The organism is Pseudomonas sp., from assembly GCF_049590575.1.
GTDB lineage: Bacteria > Pseudomonadota > Gammaproteobacteria > Pseudomonadales > Pseudomonadaceae > Aquipseudomonas.
Map to the genome: position 1 here is coordinate 16,132 of NZ_JBAWDE010000345.1, position 10,925 is coordinate 27,056.

General features: G+C 55.2%; 8 protein-coding genes. 2 read left to right on the forward strand and 6 right to left on the reverse strand.

The features are described 5' to 3' along the window. Positions 1–31 precede the first annotated feature (31 nt). Positions 32–925 carry a LysR family transcriptional regulator gene (locus tag WBR57_RS23630; RefSeq protein WP_424087159.1) on the forward strand — a complete coding sequence of 298 codons (894 nt, stop codon included), beginning with the start codon at positions 32–34 and terminating at the stop codon, positions 923–925. Positions 926–1,084: 159 nt separating this feature from the next. Next, positions 1,085–1,903, forward strand: coding sequence for an alpha/beta fold hydrolase (locus WBR57_RS23635; RefSeq protein WP_424087161.1), 819 nt, complete (start codon positions 1,085–1,087; stop codon positions 1,901–1,903). Positions 1,904–2,043: 140 nt separating this feature from the next. Here the strand turns inward: WBR57_RS23635 and WBR57_RS23640 are convergent, their stop codons facing one another. The 6 genes from WBR57_RS23640 to WBR57_RS23665 form a co-directional block, all read right to left on the reverse strand. Further along, positions 2,044–4,284, reverse strand: coding sequence for a DEAD/DEAH box helicase (locus WBR57_RS23640; protein ID WP_424087163.1), 2,241 nt, complete (start codon positions 4,282–4,284; stop codon positions 2,044–2,046). After that, positions 4,259–5,554 carry an ATP-binding protein gene (locus WBR57_RS23645; protein WP_424087165.1) on the reverse strand — a complete coding sequence of 432 codons (1,296 nt, stop codon included), beginning with the start codon at positions 5,552–5,554 and terminating at the stop codon, positions 4,259–4,261. Before WBR57_RS23645 ends, WBR57_RS23640 begins: the two co-directional genes overlap by 26 nt. Next, positions 5,551–7,971 carry a TerB N-terminal domain-containing protein gene (locus WBR57_RS23650; protein WP_424087167.1) on the reverse strand — a complete coding sequence of 807 codons (2,421 nt, stop codon included), beginning with the start codon at positions 7,969–7,971 and terminating at the stop codon, positions 5,551–5,553. The genes WBR57_RS23645 and WBR57_RS23650 overlap by 4 nt, the downstream gene beginning before the upstream one ends. Before the next feature lie 1,438 nt (positions 7,972–9,409). Further along, positions 9,410–9,766 carry a type II toxin-antitoxin system RelE/ParE family toxin gene (locus WBR57_RS23655; protein ID WP_122542927.1) on the reverse strand — a complete coding sequence of 119 codons (357 nt, stop codon included), beginning with the start codon at positions 9,764–9,766 and terminating at the stop codon, positions 9,410–9,412. Between the two features lies 1 nt (position 9,767). Then, positions 9,768–10,058 carry a type II toxin-antitoxin system ParD family antitoxin gene (locus tag WBR57_RS23660; protein ID WP_053139070.1) on the reverse strand — a complete coding sequence of 97 codons (291 nt, stop codon included), beginning with the start codon at positions 10,056–10,058 and terminating at the stop codon, positions 9,768–9,770. Positions 10,059–10,259: 201 nt separating this feature from the next. Beyond that, the gene (locus WBR57_RS23665; protein WP_122542925.1) at positions 10,260–10,475 is read right to left on the reverse strand and encodes a hypothetical protein; all 216 of its coding nucleotides are present in this window, start codon (positions 10,473–10,475) and stop codon (positions 10,260–10,262) included. Positions 10,476–10,925 lie beyond the last annotated feature (450 nt).

The following is a 10,925-nucleotide window of genomic DNA, read 5'->3' on the forward strand; positions in this document are numbered from 1 at the left end:
GCTTTAGATACGTTAAACCTATGGATTAATCATGATCAATTTTCGACTGATTCGTCATCTCTGGTTGTTCCTGGCGGTGGCCGAAGAACAGAATTTCGGCCGCGCGGCCAAGCGTTTGGGCATGTCCCAGCCACCACTGAGCGAGCAGATCCAGGTGCTGGAACAGGCGCTCAAGGTCAAGCTGTTTGATCGCTCGCGACGCGGGGCGAAGCTGACCCCGGTGGGGGCGGCGATTCTGCCGGCCGTGCGCAAGTTCGCGGACCAATTGGAGCGGCTGGAACTCGCTGTGGAGGAGGCGGTGGCGGGGCAGTCGGGGATGTTGACCATCGGCGCGATTTCTACGGCCATGTTTGACGTCTTGCCGGGTTTGATCGAGCAACTGAAGATCGATTACCCGCACCTCACCGTGTCTGTACGGGAGATCGACAGCGTGGAAGCGGTGCCGGCGCTGGAAGCCGGGGACATCGACCTGGCCTTCGCCCGGCTGGACGGTGATCTGGGGGCCGCGATCAAATCACTGCCGCTGACTCAGGATCGCCTGGTTGTGGCCCTGCCCAGCGATCACCCCTTGGCTGCGCGCACGCGAATCAGCCTGTCTAGCCTGGCCACTGAACCCTTGGTGATGTTTTCCCGCAAGGTTAGTCCGGTCTACTTCGACAATCTGATCGCGACTTGCCGCGCCAGCGGTTTTTCCCCGCGAGTGCTGCATGAAGTGCGCTCAGTCGCCTCGCAAATTGCCTTTGTCAGCTGCGGCCAGGGCATCGCACTGGTACCGGCGTCGCTGAAAAAGCTGGCACCCGACAACGTAGTGTTTCGAACGCTGAGCCAGAAGCTCAATGTCGTGACCACAGCAGTGGCTTGGAACGCAGATCGGCCTAACGCGCTGGTGGAGGAGCTGGTCACCCGGCTCCAGTCCCGTCCGTGAGTCGACCAAGGCCCTGTGCGTGAACAGGAGTGATAGGTTTGGCGTATGGGAGCCTTCCCGTATTAGGAATTTACAAAAGGCTCGATTCCCTTGAAATTGCGAGTCTGGCTGCCGGCAACCCAGGTTCGGCGCTACCTTTTCGTTCAAGGAGTCAACAACGTGTCTTCTCCAGAAACGTTCACTCATGTGCAACTCCCTCTGACGGTGGAGGGTGTCCAACTGAACGTGGCCGCAATCCATCGCGAAGGAGTCCTTGCGCCGATCGTGTTCCTGCATGGATTTGGTTCGACCAAGGAGGACTATGCCGACATCGTGCAGCAGCCCGCATTCGCCGGTCATCCTTTCGTGGCTTACGACGCACCGGGTTGTGGTGAAAGCCAGTGCGATGATCTTTCCAGGATTTCCATTCCCTTTCTGCTGCAGACAGCGCTGCAGGTGCTGGCACATTTCGGCACCGAACGCTTCCACCTGGTCGGCCATTCCATGGGCGGTCTGACCGCATTGATGCTGGCGCATCAGTTCCCGGACCGGGTGCTCAGCTTCGTCGATATCGAAGGCAATATCGCCCCGGAAGACTGCTTCCTCAGCCGGCAGATCATCGATTACCCGAGCAACGATGCCGAGACGTTTTTTGCCGCCTTCATCGAACGTGCCCGACACGCTCCGGCCTATGCCAGCGCGCTGTATTCCGCGAGCTTGCGGCACAAGGTGCGTGCCGGTGCGGTGCGGGGGATTTTTCAGTCGATGGTCGATCTCTCCGATAACGCCGATCTGATGGGCAAATTCCTCGGATTGAAATGCCCAAGGATGTTCATGTACGGCGAACAGAACGCTTCATTGTCCTATCTCTCGCATATCCAGGCCGAAGGTGTCCGGCTATCGCCGATTCCTGATTGCGGGCATTTCCCGATGTATTCCAACCCGATCGCGATGTGGCAACAGATCGCCGATTTCCAGGCGAGCAGCCTTGCCGGGTGAGCCCTGGGGCGCCAAGGATCTCAACTCTTAGGCTATCTCCGCCTTGGCGCCGTGCATATGGTAGGAGATTCGCCTGGGAATGCCTGGGTGTTGTTCGCACAGGGGATTGCCCGAACACATCAACCTCTCAAGGTTTAGATTCAGATCATCGACTGTCTCTGGGCAAAACAAACAGCGGTTGAGATATCGAGCGATATGGAAGCAAAAGACTTCACCAGCAACGATTCCGGCAAAGCCCAATCCCACTTTTCGCGCAACATATTCTGTACGTCCTCTAAAATCGAATTAAGGTCACTTGGGTCCAAGTCCCCAACAACTGTGAGCGCCTCTCTTACCTGATCGATATTCGCATCGATCTCTATAGCCAGACCCGAGTTATCACAAGAAAGGCCCGCATGATTAAGCAGCAGCCTTAGCGCGTCATTGGCGTAATCACCCAACCAACTAATCAAATAACATTTCCCTCCAGACTCGATAAGATACCGCTCGCCAAGCCCCAATAAGGCAAACGTTTTCCGGGCCTCGTCGAGTAAAGCTTTGGCACCTTGATCGATAAAAGGGCAGGGGCTGGAGTCCGCCAAGACAGCTCGCATCTCATCACGTACGGCGTCATGTACCATTGCGCCCAAGCCATCGAACTGTGGAGGAGCACCGCCGCGTGCCGCTGAGACAATGATGACCTTGGCCTGTAGGTCAACATCACGCACCTGCCATCGACGGCCACCGAAGATAATGCGTTGGTCTTTGGTCAGCGGACGGCTAACGGGGACCGAGCCCAAGGCTTTACCGTCGCATACCAGACGGAATTCTTCATCGCTGGTGAATGCGCTGTAGAACTCATAGTGATTGATCATGCGCTCGCCAACTGTTCCTGGCAGCAGCAATCCTGAGCTGTCCTGGACAATCAATTCGTGCTCACCCAGAGATTTGAGTAGTTTCACAAAGTCTGGCTTTTCAATACCTTGAAATGCGCCTTCAGCAATCAAGTTTTCCCATAGGTCGGCAGCCGAAGCTCCGCCGCATTGAGCAATGATGGAAAGGCATTGCTGAACCAAGGTGGAGGCATGAATGCCCTGCGTTCTGGGAGGTTCAAACCAACCTCTGGTCAGCAGTCGAACCATGGCAATGGTTTGTACCAACCCTTGGCGTAATTGATCAGATAAGCCAGATTTATCCGTGAGCGGTGATTCTTTACAGTAAACGCGTAACGTTGCTTTCTCTCCTGGGCGTCTGCCGGAACGCCCTAAACGTTGACGCAGACTTGCCACGGAAGGTGGGGAACCAATTTGCACCACCGTTTTGATACTGCCGATGTCTATTCCGAGTTCAAGTGTTGTAGTGCAAATCGCAGATGCCGGCCGGTCGCCGGCTTTCAGTGCATATTCAGCCTGCTCCCGCAGGTCTTTCGAGAGACTGCCGTGATGAGGCCAGAACTCGTTGGGCACGCCGTCTTTCTCGCATCGTCGGCGCAGTTGATCTGCGTACAATTCAACCTGTGACCGACTATTCGGAAATATCAAGTTATTGCTGCCGCGTAGTACTTGGTAGAGATGCTCAGCAATCGCGAAGTCGGGGCTTGCCTCATTTTCCGTTTCGTCTTCATTCCCCTCTTGCTCATTGGGTTGGGCAGGTTTCTTTTTAAGCTCGCTCATTGGCGGCTGAATGTAGCCGCGAACTTGCACCTGAAGTGTCTGGTTAGCGGTTTTTGATTCAATAACGGTAACGTTATCGGCATTGGCTGGGCGCAAAAACGCTGACGCCATCTTCATATCGCCGAGGGTGGCTGAAAGCCCAACCCTGGGGAGGCGCCTCCCCGCAGCAAGTTCAACCCTGTGCATCAATGACTGAAGTTGTTTGCCTCGCTCACTGCCGATGAAAGCGTGTAGTTCGTCCACGACGATATAGCGCAGGTGTTGGAATACCCCGCCGAGACTTGAGCCACGGTTGACGAACAATGCTTCAAGAGATTCGGGAGTGATTAGCAGCACGCCCTCAGATAATTTGAGAAAACGGTGTTTTTTGCTGGATGAAACATCTCCGTGCCAAGCGACCACAGGGATCTCAAGCTGCTCACAGAGTCGGCTTAACCTGTCCCATTGATCGTTAATCAAGGCCTTGAGCGGACTGATATACAGCACCGCGCCAGGCGGATCATCGTTATTGAGCAGATTCGTCAGGATGGGCAAGAAGGCGGCTTCGGTTTTGCCAGCGGCTGTTGCTGCGGCGATGATGACGTCCTGATCGGCGTGCACCAGAACAGGCACGGCCCATTCCTGGGCGTCGCGAAGGGAGGTCCAACCTTCAGCCCAAATCCAGCGCTGGATCCGGGGCTCTAGCTGTTCGAAGCCTGATGAATCAGAGTGTGAAGGTGGCAAGTTCATCGTCCGCATCGACCTTCATATCATCTTCACCGCCGGAATCCTTGGCGACCTCGACTGCCCCTAACAGTGTTCGCCAATCGGCCCCTGGGTTTTGCTCCAGGATGGCCAGTAGATTGATGAACGCTGTAATCGTGGTACGCGGTGTGCGGAAGTAGGCCTCCCCTAGGCGTAGGTTGCAGTGAGCCATAAACAGAGGAAGCGCCTCGTCAGGCAGCAAATACTTTTCAGCATCGCCGCCGGCATATACGTGGCGGAGTTTTTGAAGCAGTACGTAGAAGTCTTCAGGGGTAAGACTGGTAAGGCGAATGACCGGCCCTGAGAGATCCACCAGTCCGGTTTTGGCAAACGAGTTCTCAGCCAATCGCGACTGCAGGGCAGGGTAGCTGAATAACCCTCGACGAGTGTCCATCAAAAACTCGGGCGTGCCGCCCAGCACGAAACCTAACCCTTCGGATGACCCTTGCAATGAGTCGTTGAGGATGCGGAGGATCTGTTCGTAGTTGGCATTACGAGCCTGCGTATTCGCCAGTTTGTAGAGGTTAACCAGTTCGTCGAGGCAGATCATCAGGCCACCGAACCCTGCGAGCCTGACGAATCTGGATAGCAACTTGAGCTGGTCGTAGACGGAGGCGTCATCAATGATGGTCCGCACGCCCAAGGCAGCGCGGGCATCGGTTTTGGTGGTGAATTCTCCGCGCAGCCAACGAATGGCGTCGGCCTTCAGTTGCTCATTGCCTTCCTCAAAACCGCGGCAATAGGCAGCGATCACCTCGGCAAAGTCGTACCCATTGACCATCTCGGTCAACTCGGCCAAGTGCTTACGAATAACTGTCTCGCTGTCGGTACCCGCTGCCTTGGCTTCTGTTTTGGCCTGGGAGATGAATTTCTCCACGATGCCTTGCATGGCACCACCGTCAGGCTTTGTGCGCGTTGACATGTTCTTGGCTAGTTCGGAGTAAAGCGAGCGAGCTTGCCCCCCAGTGGCATGCAACCGGCGGTCAGGGTTCAAGTCGGCATGCATGGTCACGAGTTTTCGTTCCATGGCGATAGCACGAACCAGGTTCAGAAAGAACGTTTTACCTGCGCCGTACTCGCCTATCACCACCCTAAACGCTGATCCGCTCTCCACCAGACGTTCGACATCCTTGATCAGCGCATCAAGCTCACCCACACGGCCAACCTGAATCAGGTGCTGACCAACACGTGGCACTACGCCCGCGCGTAACGATTGAATGACCGCATCGCGATCCTTGGCTCTGATAGTGCTCATAGGGCTAATTCTTCCAGGATGTCTGTGTTTATCTCGACCGGGTCGTCGCCTTCTGTGACGGGCATGTCGAACCGTTCAAAAGCCATGTCGTTGATTTGTTCCAGAGCGCCATCGAGCATCAGCTCCATGTCGCTGGCAGCGGCTTCCAGTTCTGCGCGGCTCCATTCCGGGCGAGAGATCAACAGGCGGAGGAAGGCCGAGTGTTCCAGGTCAAGCCCAGGCACGTCCGCGCTCGACTCCGAATTCGGTTCAGCGCTTTCAGTCGGCCGCTCCGCCTCCTCAACCTGGTCCTCAGTGAACACCCTGGCGAGGAGGGCGGAGACCTCCTCCGTCTCCCGCTGAAGCTGTGCAATCCGATCATGATCAAGGACGAAACCTTGTTTCGAAGATGAGGCAGGCTGCGCGCCGGGTTCGGCGGATGGGTAAGTGGTGGCAGGCGTCACGGCAATACCCACACCGGCTGCCGCCCCATGGAGGTCGCTGTAAAGCAACTGGCTATCCAATTGCAGTGCCTTATACACACGCTCCAGCAACTTCACTTCCGTAGGGCTGACGATGCCATCGGCCTGCGCCAGATGAGCGAGGAAGCCGGCAATGGTGCGTTTTGCATCGACGGGCAAGGGATCGAGCTTTTTCTTAAGGCTAGCAAGCGTCGGCGGTTGTTGGAGTTGGATTTGCAGATGTGCCTTGAGGCGTTTGTGATGGGCACCGCTCAAGTGACTCCATGAGTCGATATGCTGAGCAAGCAGTGTGATTTCTTCGTTGGAGGTATCACCGTCGGCCGAAGCCACCGCACTGGCCAAATCAAGGGTTACCGATGCGGCGTTGTATGCAGCAGACGCACGGAGTGATCCATCTTCAGGCTGGGTTACAAACAACGCGATCCGGTCCTCGGCTTTTGGCGTCTTGCTACCCCCCAGTACGTCGGGTTCCATTCCAATATGCAGCGACTCCAATGCGCGGGCCAGAGCGAGTACTTTGTCTCGAGACAATGCGCCCGCGCTTTTAAAGCGCCCTGCGAGCTCTCCAAAACTCATGACGACCAGGTCGTTACCAATCCTGGACTGTAACTCATCCAATTCGTCGTGGGCTGCCTTCGGCCAGAGCGCGACAGGAAGCTGCAGGAGCCCCTCAAGTGCCTCTGCGCTTTCAGGGTTTCTTCCCAAATAACGGCTGTAGGGCTCAACTTCGCTGGTGCATTGCTCGACCAGCAGTTGCAAAATTTTACGTGTGCCCGAGGTTGCCATGACGTCAGGTAGATCCCCCAGGGTAAGCGTTGGGGCCTTTATTACGGCAGAGGCAGGGCGATAGCTGGCCTTGAGCTTGGTTTTGTTCTGCGCCAATGTCAGGCCCGCAGGATAAGTGTTTTCGTACTTGAGCTTGAACAAGCGTGAAAACACGTCTTTGCAGCGTACGACTGGCGTGCGTTTACTGATGTTGGGGTCGGCCAACGCCCATGCCAGTGCCCAATCGGCATTCAGCGGATGCTTATTGGTCGCGTGCTGACCTAAACCAATGCGCAGCGGCAGAGGCATTTCGTAGCTGTGATCGGCCACATTGGGTGGCTGGCCTAGGTAGAGATTCGCGTCAACAGCGCGGTTGCCTAGGTAGTCAAGGAAGCCTTCTGCATAGCCTCGGAATGACCCATTTCCTCTATAAATACTCAGTAGACGCCGGACCTCGTCGACTATTAGAGGAACCTCATTAATGACCTTTGAATCGTAAATGGGATCAATGAGGGCTCGACGTTCCAAACCGTAAAAAAACAAAAATACATATCCGGTGTCCGCCAACGGATCACTACGCCCGCCTGCGAGCCATTGCAGGTATCCGCGTCGCGCTTGCGGTGTTATGGAGTGAAAACTCGGCCAATAAGACATCAGTCGCTCATTGAGGTCGACGTAGTTCTTGGCAATCCGAAGCTTTGGGTTGATCAGTGAAGGCTCTTGAGCATCATGTCGGCTACCTAGTGTGCTCCCGATATAAAACATGCCTCTAGGCAGGGAGAAGCCAGCAACTTCGATGATTTCGCCAGCAGGCACCCAGCGGGCGTCGGCCTTCTGTGAGCTGCTACTTGGAATTTTAAAGGTATTGGCAGGGAGTGAGCCGAGTTGCACCGTATAAAACTCGGAGCTTTCTTCATTGTCCCTATTGTTCGCCGAGACTTCACGCATGGAAAACGTTACGCCCAAGCCTTGTGGCTTTTGCGGGCGTGCATTCTTTGCAGCCGATGCTTGAAGCTGATTGAGCCGGCGTTTTCCACGTTCGGCCAGCAGCCACATAATGGTGCCGATACCCGCTATGACACCGATCGCTATCCAGGCATTTTTGGGGATAGCAGCGAGAGCACTGAATGCCAGCGCAAAAATAATAAGTATGCCGGTGCCACCGGAGTTTTTTGCTTTCTTCCTTGCCATGTGTCATTTCAACCTTGAAAAATGGATGCTGGCGCAATGGCAGTATCCAATATTTCTAACGCTTGAGCCAATGGCTTGGCTGAGCAGATGATCGGAAAGTTGAACGATCTTGGATGGAAATGTCATTTCAGCTCGAGATTTAATGCTTAACGTATTTCATCTGAACGTCGCAACATTTACGTGAGCCATCCTCAGTAATTTCAAGCATCAGTAATGAGACCTGACTGAAAACGACCTGAGTCAAACGGAGCGTTCCGCCCCCATTATTAGATACGGCTGACATATCCGGGGATATATGTCTGTGGGACTCTCGGTTAACGCTGGTTCAACACGCCGTTAGAGCATCCGTGTTTGCCGACAGTGGCGGACTATTTCCTGCACTTGAGCGAATGTGCCGGATCCCCCCTGCATCAGCGGTACGGGGGGCGTAGGCAGTGTCCTGCCGTCCCTCTGCGTCGTTGTACACGATCACTTGCCGCCGCTTTGGGGCGCGGGTTTGTGAAGTGCGCAAGCTAACGGACACATCCATTGATGGTGCGCCACCATGATTGGCGGTCACACAACTATACCCACTTGTTTTCGTACGGAAGTGTAGCCATTAATTGAGGTCATCGACTAGCGCTCAACGGCGGTTGGGAACCGCGTAGGGGAGACTCTTCGAGAATGGAATTGTTGGGCCTCAGGCTGGGGGCATCCTTTTCAAACCATCCAAAGCATGCCCTCAGATGTGCCCCCGATGTAGCAATCCACCGGAAATGAATGGAGCTCCATGGTTTGTGAAAGGCAGAAATGATCAGCCGAACAGCCTGCCCAACGACACCTAGAGACTCTCAGGATCGCCAAAAAACATTTTGACTTGGCTCTAGATCGGTATTTACAGCGTGAAAAAATCGAATTGTGCCCCCAGTTGTGCCCCCGCGCGCACTGGGTCCGCGAGCGATCGCGAATGGCGATTTCTGACATGGGCCTGGGTGGCCGTGGCTGGTATTCAGTGCGCCTCCGTATACTGGATTACCAACCCGTATCTGGCAAACTTTTGGTCGTTAGATGAGTCGATATCCTCAATCGGAGTTGTCTGGGCTGTCTTTCTGTACATGTCCTGAAATCGGGATCGTGAGATGCTCATGCTCTGCGAGATGTTGCAATGGCGCTGGTCGCCAGGGAGATCGATCCGCGTGTCCATCAACAACTGGAGCGTAATGCCAAGCGCCTAGCCACGGAAAACGCTTAAGAGGGGGTTGTTTAGCATTCAATGTGGTACGCAGCGCTGAGCATCGTGCCTCTGATTATGGGGCTCAATAGTCCGGTCGGCCCCAGAACCTCTCGCTTCAACGGGCCACGGAGTCGGATGGCAGCGAGGGCGCTCATGTTGCATATAGATGCGGGCGCCTTACCTTCGCTGTTCATTGCCAGCTAAGCCTTTGAGCTAGGTCGGTCATCAGTCGTTGGGCAGGTGCAGTTGCCCTTCCATGGCGTCATGAAGAAGTCGGACGACCTCGATCACGTCGGCGCTTGCTACACGATAAAACACAATATGGCGAGGGCTCTTGACCGCCCCATGGGGCTGTTTGGCCTGCTGTCGTGAATGGATGAGGTGATAGCTGCGAAGGCCCGGTGCCAGCTCATCGCGTTCGTAGCTGCCAATGCGATAAGGCGTGTCGGCGATCGCTCGCAGCGCCGCGAGGATCAGCGCCTGATACCGCTGGCGTGCTTGATCGCCGAACTGCGCTTGGGAGAGCCTGAGGATGTCGACAATGTCGGCGCGCGCCGCGTTCGAAATCCGATACTGCGGCATGTCAGTGTTTCTCGCGCGCTGGGAGGGCGGCCTCCAGGCTCAAGCCCTCGAGGTAGTGCTCCAGATCCCGTTCGTTCAACTGAGTAAAGCGCCCTTGCTCAAAGTCCATGATGCCGATAGAGGTCGCCAGACGCAGGGCCTCAATTTTGGCGGTGTCTTCGGCGACACGCTGTTCCAATAGCCGCAAACCTTCCCGCATCACTTCGCTGGCATTCTGATAACGGCCAGACTGCACAAGGTCTTGGATAACCTGTTCCTGGTGGGGGGTGAGCACAACGTTTCGCGTCGCCATGATTAGCTCCAACTCTGGTCATACAGGACCTTTCGACTATTGGCATATTATGCCATTTTACCTGCCAGCACATAGTTTGGGATTTGTATCTGGCGGACTGTAAAGTGTGGGGTCATCCTATGCGCCGGACAGATGGCCCGGACTGTATGCGCAGATAGTCCAAGCAAGGCAGTGGCATGCGGAACGTCGTGGACAGCTTAATTAGTGTGGGCCTCGGGCTTTCAGTTTTGCAAAGCCTTGTTTGATGTGTCCGGCGTTCTCTCCAATCGTTTGTAGCGCGCTGCGGACATTGTCGCCTGTGTCCGTCGTACCCTGGCGCTCAATCCATAACGTCAACTCCATCACCGCCGCTTCTAAGGCGAGCTGGTTTTGGTACAGACGCTCAAGGACATCAGGCAGTGAATATTCAGTGGGCATCGTTTCGACTCCAATGAATGAGCCGAAAGCGTAGCAGTGGGGGAGGCGGATGTCCTGAGCCACCCGTGAGTTAAGGGCATGATGAGGGGGCAGCATTCGCCAAAAGCTGCCGATGCGACAGGCAGCAGACGGCCATAAGCAGTCATCCCGTGATCACTCTACAACCTCGACGCGCAGTATCAGCCAAAAGAGCATCAACGCAGTGAGGAACAATACGGTGTGAGCGGTTTATAAAATGCTCTATTGCACAAGCGCGCGGATGGGGATGGATAAGCTGGCATATTTGAGGGTGTGCCGCTGAAAGCCAACGCAGTTTTTGCAGAGGAACTCCCTGAAGAGCGGTTTAGAACCCTATTGAGCTGACCGTCGGGTCGTTGTTCGCCGCAATCCGACTTCTGGGCACTTTGCGTGAGACCAGCGTGATAGTTCAGCCTACAGATGATTCTGCAT